Raw genomic sequence first — 15,217 nt, 5'->3', positions numbered from 1 at the left:
GGGGTGCAATGAAAAAGAATTTTTGGGTAGTCTGTATCATAATTTGTATGTTGATAGGATGTCAATCTCCTTCTCACCCCAAGGATGTTAGTAACGCACCTGCTCTCTCAAATCAGGAAAAACAAAAACCTTTCAAACCATTAAACTTTCATAATGAGAAAAAGCTCTCTATACCCTTTGATCAATTTAGTGCTGTTTCAGAATGGTTGAATGATGATACCATATTATATATAGTTAACGATGGAACAGGTTCTATCATTCATTCCTTTGATCTGGTTTCCGGTGAAACAGATATATTTTATCAATCTGAAGAACTAATAATGTCAGTAGAAGCAAATAAGACGTATGAAATGTTTCTTGTTCGATCTGCCGTTTCCGCTACAGAAGGGAAGTTAAGGGTTCTATCTGATAAAGGAGAAGAACTTGCAGAATGGAAATTTGAAAATTCCATAGATCTTGTTTTTTCATGGAATCCCTTTTCTGGTCAACAAATAGTTGCCTCCTCTTTTAAGGAGGACTGGTCTTACGATAGCTATCTGCTTGATGTAAAGAACAAAAGTATGGTAAAAAAAGATGTGAAAGATCCGTTTGTCCAATGGCTTCCATATGAAGAAATAGCTTATATAGATTGGAATCATGATATGCCTTCTCTAGAAGCTCCGCTATATGCAGAGAATTTAGGGACAAATGAAAAAAGGGAGCTCAAGGAAAGTGTCGTAATGTTTCATGCCTATGACAACCTACTATTAACCGCTGGGTCAGTGGATGATAATGGTATAGCATCCTATTCGTTTTCTAGCCTTCCTGAACTGGAAGAAATACAATCTTATAAAGCGCCATTACTAACGTTATATTCCAATTATTTTATTCCTTATTATGATTTTGTAGAAAACTCAAAAATATTCTATACATTTGAGTCAAATCGAGCTGGGAATGCAGATGGATATAACGATGGTTTTCAATTCATTTCATTTGACAGCACAAATGGACTGAAAAAGGTTCTTGTAAAAGAAATGGAAAACAAGCCATTGAAATGCTCTCCAAACGGCATCTATTGTTTATACGGCTACCAATTAGAGCAATTAATAATTCCTTCAACAAAGGAAATAGTAAATCTAGTGGAATTATCCTAAAAGAGGGGTGTAAAAAGAATGGCGATTGTTGATGTAACCGTTATTCCTATTGGAACAAATGGGCCAAGTGTAAGTGACTATGTTGCAGATATTCAAGACATATTAGAGGGGTTTAAAAAAGAAGGGAAAATCAACTATAAATTAACTCCGATGAGTACCATTATAGAGGGAGAGCTCCCGACATTATTGCATGTGGTACAAGTTATCCACGAAGCACCGTTCCAAAAAGGCCTTCATCGAGTAGCAACCAACATAAGGATAGATGATCGCAGGGACAAGAGTGTTCAAATGGAAGATAAGCTGCGCGCAGTGGAGTCAAAACGCTCCATATAAGCGATAAATAAAATGCCAGACACTCCAAATGTGAGATGTGCTGGCATTTTTTATATTCTATCTAATTAAATATAGAAACTCTTTGTTAAGCGGCCTTGTCCTTTACACTTGTTACATTTCTTATAGAAGGGTAGTATGAAGAGCTTCCGTCTCCCTGTCCCACTGCAACTACCGCACAATGTTTTTAATGCCAACCATATCACCCTCCTACAAATTTTCTATTAATAGTATTTCCTTAAATCCCTAAATATAGTATATTCACCAATTTGATTTTGGTTTAAATATTTCACTGAATGCAAAAAAGAGCATCCCTCCCAGTACGGGTGGATACTCTTTTTCTTGTCTTAGTAAAATTAATGTGCTACCGGGTAACCGTGTTCAATAACAGTCATTACCGTAAACCAACCAAAAACTGCAACTGTTCCAAATGCGAAAAGAACTGCTAAGAAGTTTTTTTCTTTAAGGGAACGGACAAGTGCAAATACGCATAAAAGTGTTACAAGTCCAAAAATAATAACTAATGGCAAGGTTAACGCCCCTTTCAGAGATCATTTCCATTTCTATTTAAAAGAAATTCCGTAAAATAAGTATGTAATGGAACATTACACTACACTCCATTTACATTTTAAATGTTTTCTCACTATTTGTCGAGGTCAAAAATTGACACTTCTATGTCATATGCTCGAGCTACTTTCAGCATAAATTCTTGATTTTCTTTATCAATGATATAGGATTTCTTATATTGTTCCTCTATAGCAATAATTGATTCCTCTAATTGAATGAGAAACATATCAATATTAACTTGTTTACCGCTTTCAATTCCAAATATGGATATCATATCTTGATACAAATAATGATTGTTTTTTTCCGAAACAAAACCATAGTCCGTGAAAAGGCTTGTAGCAATTGGATTTTCTATAAGAGAAAGTGAATACGTTTCCTCTAGTATACTTCGGTCCATCAACATGTTTTTTACGACTTTTGCCTCCATGGCAGAATCGGTAATCAGCATACTATCATCAGAATCAAAAATGCTGGCTATTTCTTTAAGCTGCAAGAGAAGATTTTGGAAGTATTGCGGTTTATCCTCTGCACATTGTATTTCCAAACCGAACATTGACTTCATAGGCAATTTCCTTTCGTTTCTCAAGTTCTACTTCTTAGTGTAAAATAGATGGATAGATACTTCAAGGAAAGGTGAGGAAAGAAATGAAATGGAAACAGCTACCACTGGGCCCGCTGCAAACAAATGCGTATCTCCTAATAAATGAAAAAAAAGAATGCATCGTTTTCGATCCTGGAAGTGAAGGGAATGCATTCAATTCCTACTTGGAAGAAAATACGCTAAAACCGTTAGCTATATTATTGACACATGCACATTTCGATCACATAGGTGCAGTAGATGCAGTTCGCAAACACTGGGATATACCGGTATATGTACATAAAAAAGAAAAGAATTGGCTTGGTGATTCAAGTCTTAATGGTTCCCAGTTTTTTCAACTTGGACCGATAACGGCTATGCCTGCCGACCATCTTATTCAATCTGAAGAAAAACTGGTCATTTCCAATTTCGAACTAGACATATTGTTTACGCCAGGCCACTCACCAGGCAGTGTGAGCTTTTATCATGAACCTAGCAAAGTGGTTTTTGCAGGAGATGCTCTTTTTGCCGGCAGTATAGGAAGGACAGATCTACCAGGTGGCAATCACGATCAGCTTATACAAAGTATACACAACAAGCTGTTGACGCTTCCGGAAGAAACGACCGTTTTATCTGGCCATGGAATGACTACAACCATCGAGAAGGAAATGGATAGCAACCCATTTCTTAATGGATTTTAAGGAATGATCCCAACATTTCTGCAAGAAAAAATAGAGAAGGCCCCTGGACAAAAACTGGATTATTCCGAATATATGATGACTGCACTTTATCACCCTTGTGAAGGCTATTACATGAAACCAAAGAATAAGGTAGGTACGAAAGGGGATTTTATCACAAGTAGCAATGTCCACAACGTTTACGGGAAACTATTTGCAAAACTGATGGTAAAGTATTTTAATGAAACAAATATTCCACCAGTCATCATCGAGGTAGGCGGAGGAAATGGGAGGTTTGCTAAGCATCTATTGGAAGAGGTAAAGCTCCTTGATGCACCGCTCTATGATCGCTTGAAATATGTAATGGTGGAAAAAAGCTCCTATCATATCAAAGTCCAGCAAACCAAAATCCCATATACGGCACCTGTGAGCTACTTTACTTCTTTAGAGGAAGTCCCCGTTCAACTTAGAAATGGTGTTCTGTTTTCCAATGAACTATTCGATGCACTGCCTGTACATGTTATTGAATATACAAAAGGAACTGTAAAGGAAGTTTTCGTAACGATAAACGAAGAAGGTAAACTAGTGGAGAAGAACGCTCCCCTTATTAATGAGGAGATCCTTGCTTATATAACTACGAACAAAATACGTTTTTCTGAAGGCCGGAGAATGGAAATTCCATTAGCTATGATGGACTTTGCGAAAATACTTGGAGAGTGGTTGCTTTCAGGTACCATTATTACAGTTGATTATGGATACCGTTTCTCTGAACTATCAGGTCAGGATTTAAAAGAGGGCAGTCTTCGTGGTTATTACCAGCATCAACTGATAAAGGATCCACTAAAATATCCTGCTGACATGGATTTAACCTCCCATATACACCTGGATGCTTTAGAAGAGTGCTTAAATGAGTTGGGGTTCTCTCATGTAGGAACCATGAGGCAGGGGGACTTTCTTGTGGCTGCAGGAGTACTTGATTACCTGCAAGATAATCAGGATCCAAATCCCTTCTCAGAGAAAAGTAAGCAAAACAGATCAATAAGGACCCTGATTATGGACGGCAGCTGGAGTAACGCCTTTCATGTCCTTATTCATGAAAAAGGAACGAATAAATGGCACAAATTAATAAATCCGGAACCACAATAAAAAGCGATGACATAAGTCAATCGCTTTTTATTGTTTAGCTACGTATGTTTAATGACCACCAGATCCAGGCACCATCATAAATGTTGTCCAATACGAGAAGGCAACAAAGAAAATTGTTAAATATGCTCCGAAAATATAGATGTACATACGTTCAGATAGCTTAAGATAACTTAATAAAATGAAGAATACCGTTTGTCCGAAGAAAAGTAAAGACGTTTGAGTCATGTGGCCAAGATAAAACATAACCGCAAAAATCCCAGTCCAGAAACCCATTACACGGTACATACGATCCATATGTATCCCCTCCTTACGCACTAATCCTTATGCTTGTCACTTTCCTATTATAATGTACCAATACTTTACTTGTAAATAAGCGTTTGTTTCTAGTTTGTGACGATTACAAGATAAGTACATTTTTCTCCAGTTCCATAATGATTATGCAACTATTTTTCTATCATACCTATTTCCATTATAGTGCAAAGTTAAACAGAAAGCCTTCTTTTTTCATAAAGAAAAAATGTTGTCGCAATTTGTTCAAAAAATAGTTATCATTTTACTGTACAAAAGTTATACAACTGGTATACAATGAGATTAACATAAAACATTGAAGAAAAAATTATGAACGGGGAGGTAAGCATGATGAATGAAATCATTTTTTACAGTTACCCAAGTTGTACGTCATGTAGAAAGACAAAGAAGTGGTTGAAAGGAAATAACATTGCATTTCAGGAGAAGCATATCTTTAGGGATACACCAAACAAAGAAGAGATGATGAAGATCCTTTCGCTAACTACAGAAGGAATAGATGAAATATTAGCGACTAGAAGCCAAACGTTTAAGGACCTTGGGATTGATGTTAATGAGCTATCGCTTTCCCAACTAATTGAATTAATCATTGAGGAACCTAAGCTACTAAGAAGGCCCATCATCACTAGTGGGAAAAAGCTGATTGTTGGTTATAACGAATCTGCGTTACAGAAGCTTTCTAGACAGAAATCTAAAATTGATCTAAAGAAATCTGTTTCATAAAATCTGATTCAGCCATTCCATTTACCCCCTCGGTAGATTGAATGGTTTTTTTGATTAAGAAAGCATATAATCCGGTTGATTCACGTTCCAGGCGCTTCGCTTGAGCCGAGGCCACTGAAAAAGTCTTCGATTTTTAGTAGTTTGTTTAGACACCGCTGTTGATTTCCGCAAATTGCTTCGCTTTCCTAGGGGCTTACGTGAGCCTCCTCGGCTACGCCTGCGGGGTCTCCACCTTGCGCTATCTCCTTCAGGACAAGGAAGGCTTCGGCAGCGCTTCTTCGCACGAAGAAAATGCGTAGCATTTTCGAGGAGTCTTCGCCTTCTGCTACAATCACCAGCTAGGAATCATTAAGCTTTACATTATCAGTTTTTCAGTGTCCTTGCTTTAGCCTGTAGAATCTCACCTGTCCCTTCCTCCCGCGGAAAGCGCAGCCATTTGCGGAAAGGAACAGCTGCGGTTAATCAAACAACTATTAGTATCTAACATAAGAAGGACCGAGCAGTTATGCTCGGTTTTTCTTATGTTTTTTTGAAAGTTTTAAAACGTTCACTACTTTTCGTCTTTAACTTTTTATATAGAAGGTGAAAGGGGGTGAGAGCATGGCAGATTACGCAGTGGAAAATGTCCAACTTCGCCTGATGTATGAATTAGGGGAGGATGAAAAAGGGAACTTGTTGTACCGTTCCAAAAACTACAACAACATTAAAGTGGATGCAGACGCGACAGCATTACTACAAGCAGCAGGAGCAATTTCTGGTCTTCAGACAACACCTGTTTCTAATGTTAGACGTAGTGAGTTGCACTTCCTAGGCTAATTTGTACAACTAAATCTTAAAAGAAAGGAGGTGTATACATGTTTACACTAGAATTAATCTTCCTCAATGAAGAGGGATCAAAGGTTAAAGTGTCCGTTGATGACCCTAGAGCAGGTCTAACACAGGTGGAAATGGAAGGCGCAATGGATACAATTATTGCCGCAAATGTTTTTACCTCTAAAGGTGGAAACTTCGTCTCAAAGGATAGTGCAAGAATTGTTGAACGTAACGTTACGGAGTTTGATATAGCATAACAAACTTAGGAAAGGTCTACTCTATATCGGTAGGCCTTTCCTATTTGAACAAAAAGGAGGAGAGGTCATGGATCAATGGTGGACATGGATAAGCGAAGTTGGTTTCCCGATTGTAATTACGTTTTACTTGTTGCATCGTATAGAACAAAAACTAGAAAATGTAACAAAAACGTTGCAGCAACTTCCATATCAATTATCCAGGGAAACATTGCCTTCAAGAAACATTAAATGAGAGGGAAATAGGCTATGGAACTTGTAATATGGTTCTATAGCCTGTTTTACGTAATAGATGTATTGTGGTAACGTCATTGTTGCATAAACTCTTTGCCTTTAACTCAAATTTCGTTAATAATAAGAAGAAGAGAATGACATGAAGGATGTTGATAACATGACGAATAAAAAAATAGTTTTCACAGGCGGCGGCTCAGCAGGTCACGTCACCCCGAATATTGCCATTATGAATAAATTAAAAGCCACAGGGTGGGATATTACATATATTGGTTCAAGAAAAGGAATTGAAGAGGATATTATCGGTAAAGAGGATATCCCTTTTCACGGTATTTCAAGTGGTAAGCTTCGACGCTATTTTGACTGGAAGAACTTTTCCGATCCGCTTAGAATCATTAAAGGGGCCATGGAAGCCCTACTAATATTACGGAAAGTGAAGCCAAAGGTCGTATTTTCTAAGGGGGGATTTGTAACAGTTCCTGTCGTGATGGCAGCGAAAATGTTGAAGATACCTGTTATCATTCATGAATCAGACATCACACCGGGCCTTGCAAATAAAATTGCAACCAAGTTTGCGACGAAGGTATTTGTCACCTTTGACGAGACAATGAATCACTTTCCATCGGATAAAGTATTATTTACGGGTTCTCCTATAAGAGAAGAATTATTCCAAGGTAAAGCTCAAGAAGGAAGAGCTTGGCTTGGATTTCATGAGAAAAAACCGATACTTACCATAATGGGAGGAAGTCTCGGAGCGAAAAAAATTAATGAAACCTTACGGCAAGTACTTTCACAATTAACGGAGCAATATCAAATTGTCCATCTATGCGGAAAAGGAAACATGGATCATTCCCTTGAAGGTGTAAAAGGGTATAAGCAATTTGAATATATCAATCAAGAATTACCAGATGTTTTAGCAGCATCTGAGTTCATTATCTCAAGAGCGGGTGCCAATTCGATTTTTGAATTCTTGGCGTTACGTAAGCCAATGCTATTAATCCCCCTTTCTAGGAATGCAAGCAGGGGGGACCAAATACTAAATGCCCAATCGTTTGAGAAAAAAGGGTTTGCAAAAGTTTTATTCGAAGAAGACCTTACAACAGAAACACTCTTAAACCAACTAGAGGCGCTTAAGCATGAGAAAGATCAACTGCAAAAAAACATGTCCCAAGACAGCGCGCCGAACACCCTAGAGATCATCCTTAAACAAATTATAAACACAGCGAAATAAAGGTATATGAATGCTATTTGACGGAAGCAATCTTTTATTAGGTTGCTTTTTGCATTTTTTTAAAAATGAGTAGTAAAAAATAAGTAGGATTTTCCATTTGAGGGTAAACTACCAAGAACTAATTCTATCAATTAGAAAGAGGCTGATACCGATGAAAAAACAAACATTAAAGCTATTCACCATCTCCCTCATAGGATTTGTCATCATCATATCCGTCCTTCTATATTTCTTTTCAGAACGATTTACCCGGTCATGGCTTCCTATTGATAATGGATTCGGGGAGACTGTGGCCCTGTCTCCTGACGATCAATCGATCGTTTTTCCTTTTTTTCAAAGCGGGGATGGAGCGTTATATAAAGCAGATGTTGATGGCAGTAATGTCAATCAGCTTACCTACCCAAGGCAGGAAGAAAGCCATGTGCATCCTCGTTTTTCTTCCAAGGGAGATAAGATCCTCTTTTTATCCCAAGAAAAAGGTGATAACACATTAACTAGATCACTTTACATTATGAATAGTGATGGTAGTGATCTCGTCCGCCTATCACAAGATGGTGAGCTAATAACAGATGCGATTTTTTCCCAAGATGACCAATCCATCTTCTATTTAGCAGCAAAGAAATATAAAGAAGGCAATGAAATGGAGGAAGGGCCAACTAACATCGACTTATATACCATCTCAATAAAGGGTGACAAGAAGGAGAGACTAACTCATGATGAAAGCTTGAAAAAGCGAAGTCTCTCATTAACAAAAGATGGAGCGAAACTTGGCTATGTAGAGTGGGGAAAAGAGGAAGATAAAGGTCTGTATTCTTCCTTTATTATCATGGATACTCAAACAATGGAAAAGAAATATGTAAATCCTAGTTTTGAATTTAAAACAAATATTATCTATAGCGGCAAACTCTCTCCTACTGGAGACATTATTGCATTTTCCGCTGCAAGTGAAAATCCTCGTGAAAAGTCAGAGTATATCTATGAAATGTACACCATGAATGTGAGTGGGAAAGAAGTTCAGCCTATTACAAGTTTTCGTACTTTAATTACTGAGCCGGTATTCTTCCGTGACAGAAACAGGGTGTTATTTATTCAGGATCAGAGTTGGTTGAGAGGAAAACCGAATTACAAACTGTGGGCAGTGGATATTAACGGTGAAAAGATTCAATCCATCCCTTTACAAATGCCTCAGTTTTCTGGGACCATTCTTTAATTATGAAAATATAACAAAGCCCAAGTCCGCAAAGACTTGGGCTTTGTTTGCTTATTGGAACATTGGTAGTAAATAACTGATAATGAACCAAATGATTCCAAAAAATATTATGAGGTAGGCAGTATATTTAATGAATGTTGAAGCGACTAAACCGCGATCTTCTTTAGTTTCTCTTTTATCAACTCTCACATCTCTATCTTCCATATAAATTCCTCCCAATAAATCTTTGTTTTACCAAATATATACCCTGCTGGTACCTGGTTAAACCTTTTCTAATACATGTGAAAAAAGAACTATACTGAGAAAGTAACTAGCAATAACAGTGCAGGAAAGTGTATAATGACTTTTAGGTATAATTCGATGAATTTTCATCTGACTTTCCCAAGTGGGACTTTGTATCTATATTTCAGGTTAAAAGATATAATGAAAGTATCAGATGATTATAAGATTATTTTAATGAAATAAAACTATTTTTAAAGATATAAGAGGTATTTTATGAAGAAGAATTGGTTAAAGTTTATACCTTTAATTTATCTGTTATTTGGATTTGTATGGATTGGACTGACTGATTATTGGATATACGTACTAAAGCAAAACGAACATTATGTTATTTCAGAATATATTAACCTTCTAAAAGGCTGGCTATTTATACTCTTCACAACGATACTGTTATATGTGATTCTGAAAAAGCATGCGGCATTAAAAGAGCTTGAACAAAAGGAACAAGAGCTGTCAACTCTAATAAACAATATGCCTGACTTTGTATGCTTCAAAGACGGTGAAGGTAGATGGCTGCAAACAAATGAATATGGTCTAGAGCTTTATGATTTGCAAAACGTTGATTACAAAGGAAAGACGGATGTAGAGTTAGGGGCTTATTCTCCACATTTTTTGGAAGCTTTTGAATATTGTATGATAACAGACGAGCAGACCTGGAAGGGAGGCAAGATTTCTCGGGATGAGGAATCGTTCTGCCTTGCAGATGGGGAACAGAAGACATTTGATGTGATTAAGGTTCCGTTGTTTCATGCGGATGGGCGGAGAAAAGCACTTGTTACGATAGGTAGAGACATATCATCTCTGAAAAAAACGGAACAATTGTTGGTAACAAAAGAGAAACTATCCGTGGTTGGTGAACTTTCCGCGGGTATTGCCCATGAAATAAAAAATCCGTTAACCTCAATCAAGGGGTTTATTCAATTGATCCAAAGGTCTGGAAATGCAAACAAAAAGCATGTGGAAATGGTGCTATCTGAAATTGATAGAATAAATGATATTGTCTCAGAGCTGCTCGTTCTATCTAAACCTCAAACAAAGGAACTAACACTTATTCCGATATTAGAAGTCCTCCAATATGTAATCAACTTAGTGGAGAATGAAGCAAATAATTATAACATTTCCTTTTCCATTGAAAAGTTGGATCCTAAAACGATGGTAAGAGGGGACAAGAATAATCTCAAACAAGTATTTATCAATTTAATTAAGAACTCCATGGAAGCGATGCCTAGCGGAGGGACTATAACCATTAGCGGTTTGACAAATTCAGAAGAGGGAAGAAGTAGTATTCAAGTGAAAGATGATGGGATTGGAATCTCATCTTCCAATATGGATAATATCGGTAGTCCTTTTTTCACTTCCAAGGAAAAAGGAATGGGACTCGGATTGACGATAACCAAAAAGATTATTGAAGAACATCAAGGTAATATCCGTTTTGAAAGCAAAGAAGGAAACGGGACAACTGTCACGATTGACCTTCCAACACAATAAAAAATGTGCGTTTGATAAGAGATAGATGACCAAGCAGTTCATAGATTTATGCATAAAATATATCGTGTGCAGCTTCCTTCTCCTTTCGTACACGGGATTATTGGACAGAGACTAAGTCTCTGTCCCTTTTTTCTTTTAACATATTTAAAGGAAGTATTTTTTGAAATAAAGGGTATAAATAAGACATTCTAGTTGAAATGGGGAGACTGATGTCAATGAAAAAAATATATGACCTTATTGGAATAGGGATAGGGCCTTTTAATCTGGGTTTGGCGGCATTAATAGAAAAGCAGCCTGATCTTTCTTCCATCTTTTTTGATAAAGAAGAGTGTTTCAACTGGCATCCAGGTATGCTTATTGAACAGTCTGATTTGCAAGTTCCATTTATTGCAGACTTGGTTACTTTTGCTGATCCGACAAGTCCTTACAGTTTCCTCAATTATGTACATAACCAGAACAGGCTTTTTCAATTTTTCTTCTATCGTAGGTTTGATATCCCTAGAAGAGAATATAATCTTTATGCAAAATGGGTATCAGAGCAACTTCAAAACTGCCAATTTCATTCAGAAGTAGTGGCGGTCTCTTACAACGGGGATGTTTATGAAGTTGAGGTGAAAAACGCAGATACATTTGAAGTCGAAACGTATTTTGCAAAGCATGTTGTAGTTGGGACAGGTAGTGTCCCTTTCATCCCAAACAATATGGAAGAAAGTGAACATTTGGTTCATACAAGTAAGTATTTACAAGCTGTTAATGAAATTAAAGATTCCTCATCCGTTATTATCGTTGGATCTGGCCAAAGTGCTGCAGAGGTTTTCTACGAATTGCTTGAAGATCAAAAGCATAATAACTACTCTCTTACTTGGTACACTCGATCTTCCAGCTTTGCTCAGCTGGAAAGTGCAAAGCTTGGACAGGAGGTATTCTCGCCAGACTATGTTCAATATTACCATTCTCTTTCCTATGAAAAACGAAAAGAAGCACTGGCAAGATTGGATACGGTCCGTAATGGGGTGGACAAAGAAACTTTAATTATGATCTATGACCTTCTGTACAACCGTTCAGTTGAAGGGCTGGATAAAAAGATCACCATACAGCCCTTAACAGAAGTACATGCTATTAAAGAGGAAGATAACTCCTTAATCGTCTCCTGCCATCAATGGGAGAAGGGAGTAGATTTTACGGTACGAGCAGATAAGGTCGTACTCGCAACAGGTTACAAACCTCACATCCCTAAGTGGATTTGGAATAATAAAGAGGAAATCCAATGGGAAAGTGAAAAGGAATTCAAAGTAGACAAGAAGTTTCGCTTAGTTTGGAAGAAAGAAAGAATGAATCATATATATATGTCCACCAATCTTGACCATTCTCATGGTACAGCAGCTACCAATTTAAGTCTGGCAGTCATGCGGAACCAAACAATTATTAACGATGTGGCAGGTAAAGAGATTTATCCCATTCAGAAGGATTCCATTTTTCAGCAGTTCTTGCCGGATGCGCAAGGAAACGTTTAGTTTGATTGCTGGCGGGTACTTTATCTAATGTAGCTAAGTGGCTCTGAATATATTGCAAAGCGTATCATCCTTGCAGCAGAGCAATCTAACAAAAAGGAGTCGTTATATAATGAGTAAAAAAATTGCAGTATTACTAACCAATGAATTTGAAGACTCAGAGTACACAGAACCTGCCAAAGCTTTTGAAGAGGCTGGACACAAGCTGACAGTTATTGAGAAATCCAAGGGAGAAACCGTTAAAGGTAAAACGGATGGAGTGGAGGTCACAACTGACGCAGGAATTGATGATGTAAGTCCAGAAGATTTCGATGCCTTGTTGCTCCCGGGAGGATTCTCACCGGACATTTTAAGGGCGGATGACCGCTTTGTTACCTTTACGAAAGCATTCATGGATGACCAAAAACCGGTTTTTGCTATCTGTCATGGCCCGCAATTACTAATTACGGCAGAAGCACTTAAAGGAAGAGATATCACGGGATATACTTCCATTAAAATTGATCTGCAAAACGCAGGTGCTCATTTCCATGACAAGGAAGTTGTCGTATGTCATGATCAGTTGGTTTCTAGTAGAACACCAGATGATATTCCTGCTTTCATCAGAGAATCATTGAAGGTTTTAAGTAAATAAAAAAAGAAGGATCCAGACGAGGAGAAATACTCCAATCTGGATCTTTTTTTATGAAACAAAATACCAAAATATACTAAAAAGTTTTATTGGAATACGTTTTTATTTAAAGATTACTATTATTTTCATACATAAACTTATATAACAAGCGTCATTTGTTTCATGTGCACCTTGTTTTAATAAGGTTTTAGCACATATAAATGAAAAGTCTGAATAATTAGACTCATATTATTCTAGTTTGATTGAATCATAAACATAATACTGTTATAATATTAAGAAAATTGTAACACAAAAGGAGGGAATTGGTTGAATTTATATATATCGGTTGATATGGAAGGAATTAGTGGTCTGGTAGATCATACCGATGTCGATTCTAGACTGCATAACTATGAACGTGGTCGTAAAATAATGACCCAGGAAGCAAATGCGGTGGTGACCACGGCTTTTGAAAAAGGTTTTAACGAAGTAATTGTCAATGATAGCCATTCAAAAATGAATAATTTACTGATTGAGGATCTTCACCCTGAAACCAAATTGATTTCAGGTGATGTGAAACCGTTTTCTATGGTTCAAGGATTGGATGACAGCTTTGATGCTGCCATTTTTGTAGGATATCATGCAAGAGCATCGTTGAAAGGCGTCATGACACACTCGATGATTTTTGGTGTAAGAAATATGTACATAAATGACGTGCAAGTTGGCGAATTGGGCTTTAATGCCTATGTAGCTGGTTATTATGGTGTACCAGTCATCATGGTGGCAGGGGATGACCAAACAGCCCTTGAAGCAGAAAGCCTCATCCCAGGTATACATTGTGCAGTTGTCAAGGAAGCAGCATCACGTTCCGCTGCAAAATCACTGACTCCCATTAAAGCACAAGCGCTAATTAAAGAGCGAACATCCAAGGCATTGGATGACATACATAATATAAAACCGTTGGTCCCGCCTGATCATCCAACGTTACGTATTGAATTTGCCAATTACGGACAAGCGGAATGGGCAAACCTTATGCCTGGAACCGAAATAGAGCCTGGAACAACAATTGTCAAATATCAGGCAAAAGATATAAAAGAAGCTTATCAGGCTATGCTTGTGATGACAGAATTGGCTATGAGAACAACATTCTGTTGATGGATACTTCATTACATAAAAACCCTATTGTATAGAAAGTGTGAGTGGGAGAATGGGAACTTTTATAATAAAACGATTACTAGCAATGCTCATAACTTTATGGGTCATTATCACTTTGACTTTCTTCTTGATGCATGCCATTCCGGGTTCGCCACTCAATGAAGAGCGCTCTACAAGCGATGTGGTTCAACGTAACTTAGAAGCACATTATCATTTGGACAAGCCGATACCGGTGCAATATGTGATGTATTTAAAGACATTAGTGACATTGGATTTCGGCCCATCGATTAAACAACCTTCCCAAACAGTAAACGACATGTTGGGGCGAGGTTTTCCAATTTCGTTCGAGCTTGGGATGATTACGTTAACGATTGCCGTTATTTCAGGTATTTTCCTGGGAGTAATTGCTGCTCTTAAACGTAATGGTGTCATTGATTACATGGCAATGACCTTTGCAGTGTTCGGAATATCTATCCCCAATTTTGTCCTTGCTACCTTGCTCATACAGCAAGTTGCAGTTACTTGGGGCTTGCTTCCGCCTGCCACTTGGACGAGCTGGAAGCATATGATTTTGCCCACATTGGCTCTTGCAACCGGTCCGATGGCAATCATTGCGAGATTGACTAGAGCAAGCATGATGGAAGTGTTGACACAGGATTACATACGAACTGCAAAAGCAAAAGGGTTATCCCCTGTAAAAATTGTGTTTAAGCACGCACTTCGAAATGCGCTGCTACCGGTTGTTACTATTTTGGGAACTCTTGCTGCAGGGATTTTGACTGGAACATTTGTGATTGAGAAAATCTTTGCCATTCCCGGCATGGGGAAATATTTCGTGGAAAGTATCAACTCCCGTGACTATCCAGTCATTATGGGAACGACCGTTTTTTATAGTGCGTTTTTAATCATCATGCTTTTCCTTGTAGATATAGCTTACGGGATATTAGACCCTCGTATTAAGCTTCATAAAAAGGAGGGGAACTAA

Annotated in this window: 19 protein-coding genes; 15 read left to right on the top strand and 4 right to left on the bottom strand. The window is 37.7% G+C overall.

Annotated elements, in window-relative coordinates; translation table 11 throughout:
• Positions 1-8: 8 nt before the first annotated feature.
• Both HF078_RS15180 and HF078_RS15175 read left to right on the top strand, forming a co-directional pair.
• Entirely contained in the window at positions 9-1,133 is a 1,125-nt protein-coding gene (locus tag HF078_RS15180) for a YqgU-like beta propeller domain-containing protein (RefSeq protein WP_169291901.1), read from the top strand.
• Between the two features lie 18 nt (positions 1,134-1,151).
• The gene (locus HF078_RS15175) at positions 1,152-1,466 is read left to right on the top strand and encodes an MTH1187 family thiamine-binding protein (protein WP_168864101.1); all 315 of its coding nucleotides are present in this window, start codon (positions 1,152-1,154) and stop codon (positions 1,464-1,466) included.
• Between the two features lie 353 nt (positions 1,467-1,819).
• On the opposite strand, the gene HF078_RS15170 is transcribed toward HF078_RS15175, so the two are convergent.
• A complete protein-coding gene (locus HF078_RS15170; protein WP_082380823.1) occupies positions 1,820-1,993 on the bottom strand; it encodes a DUF2759 domain-containing protein in 174 nt (57 codons plus the stop codon).
• A gap of 113 nt (positions 1,994-2,106) precedes the next feature.
• Positions 2,107-2,592 (bottom strand): hypothetical protein, encoded by a 486-nt coding sequence (locus tag HF078_RS15165; protein WP_169291900.1) that lies wholly within the window; start codon positions 2,590-2,592, stop codon positions 2,107-2,109.
• Positions 2,593-2,675: 83 nt separating this feature from the next.
• Here HF078_RS15165 and HF078_RS15160 point away from each other — a divergent pair, with 83 nt between their 5' ends.
• Entirely contained in the window at positions 2,676-3,308 is a 633-nt protein-coding gene (locus HF078_RS15160; RefSeq protein ID WP_169291899.1) for an MBL fold metallo-hydrolase, read from the top strand.
• A gap of 3 nt (positions 3,309-3,311) precedes the next feature.
• The gene (locus HF078_RS15155) at positions 3,312-4,430 is read left to right on the top strand and encodes a class I SAM-dependent methyltransferase (protein WP_169291898.1); all 1,119 of its coding nucleotides are present in this window, start codon (positions 3,312-3,314) and stop codon (positions 4,428-4,430) included.
• Between the two features lie 48 nt (positions 4,431-4,478).
• Here the strand turns inward: HF078_RS15155 and HF078_RS15150 are convergent, their stop codons facing one another.
• Entirely contained in the window at positions 4,479-4,724 is a 246-nt protein-coding gene (locus HF078_RS15150) for a DUF2626 domain-containing protein (protein WP_010194612.1), read from the bottom strand.
• A 345-nt stretch (positions 4,725-5,069) separates the two neighbouring features.
• On the opposite strand from HF078_RS15150, the gene HF078_RS15145 reads away from it, so the two are divergent.
• From HF078_RS15145 to HF078_RS15120, 6 genes are all read left to right on the top strand, one after another.
• Positions 5,070-5,459 carry a Spx/MgsR family RNA polymerase-binding regulatory protein gene (locus HF078_RS15145; RefSeq protein ID WP_169291935.1) on the top strand — a complete coding sequence of 130 codons (390 nt, stop codon included), beginning with the start codon at positions 5,070-5,072 and terminating at the stop codon, positions 5,457-5,459.
• A 600-nt stretch (positions 5,460-6,059) separates the two neighbouring features.
• Positions 6,060-6,275, top strand: a complete 216-nt coding sequence (locus tag HF078_RS15140) for a DUF1659 domain-containing protein (protein ID WP_169291897.1) — start codon at positions 6,060-6,062, stop codon at positions 6,273-6,275.
• A 38-nt stretch (positions 6,276-6,313) separates the two neighbouring features.
• Entirely contained in the window at positions 6,314-6,529 is a 216-nt protein-coding gene (locus HF078_RS15135) for a DUF2922 domain-containing protein (RefSeq protein ID WP_169291896.1), read from the top strand.
• Positions 6,530-6,596: 67 nt separating this feature from the next.
• Positions 6,597-6,761: a YvrJ family protein gene (locus tag HF078_RS15130; RefSeq protein WP_169291895.1), complete on the top strand. Its 165-nt coding sequence runs from the start codon at positions 6,597-6,599 to the stop codon at positions 6,759-6,761.
• Positions 6,762-6,917: 156 nt separating this feature from the next.
• Positions 6,918-7,988 carry an undecaprenyldiphospho-muramoylpentapeptide beta-N-acetylglucosaminyltransferase gene (locus tag HF078_RS15125; protein WP_169291894.1) on the top strand — a complete coding sequence of 357 codons (1,071 nt, stop codon included), beginning with the start codon at positions 6,918-6,920 and terminating at the stop codon, positions 7,986-7,988.
• Positions 7,989-8,139: 151 nt separating this feature from the next.
• Entirely contained in the window at positions 8,140-9,195 is a 1,056-nt protein-coding gene (locus tag HF078_RS15120; RefSeq protein WP_169291893.1) for a hypothetical protein, read from the top strand.
• Positions 9,196-9,246: 51 nt separating this feature from the next.
• Here HF078_RS15120 and HF078_RS15115 read toward each other — a convergent pair whose 3' ends face one another.
• The gene (locus HF078_RS15115; protein WP_010194621.1) at positions 9,247-9,399 is read right to left on the bottom strand and encodes a hypothetical protein; all 153 of its coding nucleotides are present in this window, start codon (positions 9,397-9,399) and stop codon (positions 9,247-9,249) included.
• 291 nt (positions 9,400-9,690) lie between these two features.
• On the opposite strand from HF078_RS15115, the gene HF078_RS15110 reads away from it, so the two are divergent.
• The 5 genes from HF078_RS15110 to HF078_RS15090 all read left to right on the top strand — a co-directional run bounded on the left by HF078_RS15110 (position 9,691) and on the right by HF078_RS15090 (position 15,217).
• Positions 9,691-10,962: an ATP-binding protein gene (locus HF078_RS15110; protein ID WP_169291892.1), complete on the top strand. Its 1,272-nt coding sequence runs from the start codon at positions 9,691-9,693 to the stop codon at positions 10,960-10,962.
• A gap of 215 nt (positions 10,963-11,177) precedes the next feature.
• Positions 11,178-12,476, top strand: a complete 1,299-nt coding sequence (locus HF078_RS15105) for a lysine N(6)-hydroxylase/L-ornithine N(5)-oxygenase family protein (protein WP_346775350.1) — start codon at positions 11,178-11,180, stop codon at positions 12,474-12,476.
• A 109-nt stretch (positions 12,477-12,585) separates the two neighbouring features.
• Entirely contained in the window at positions 12,586-13,104 is a 519-nt protein-coding gene (locus HF078_RS15100; protein ID WP_169291890.1) for a type 1 glutamine amidotransferase domain-containing protein, read from the top strand.
• Between the two features lie 303 nt (positions 13,105-13,407).
• Positions 13,408-14,232 (top strand): M55 family metallopeptidase, encoded by an 825-nt coding sequence (locus HF078_RS15095; protein ID WP_169291889.1) that lies wholly within the window; start codon positions 13,408-13,410, stop codon positions 14,230-14,232.
• A gap of 52 nt (positions 14,233-14,284) precedes the next feature.
• Complete coding sequence (locus HF078_RS15090) at positions 14,285-15,217, top strand: ABC transporter permease (RefSeq protein WP_169291888.1); 933 nt, start codon at positions 14,285-14,287, stop codon at positions 15,215-15,217.

Source organism: Bacillus sp. RO2, assembly GCF_012911845.1.
GTDB lineage: Bacteria > Bacillota > Bacilli > Bacillales > Bacillaceae_I > Sutcliffiella_A.
The sequence above is the reverse complement of the archived record's forward strand: the minus strand, read 5'-3'. Positions and strand labels throughout refer to the sequence as shown.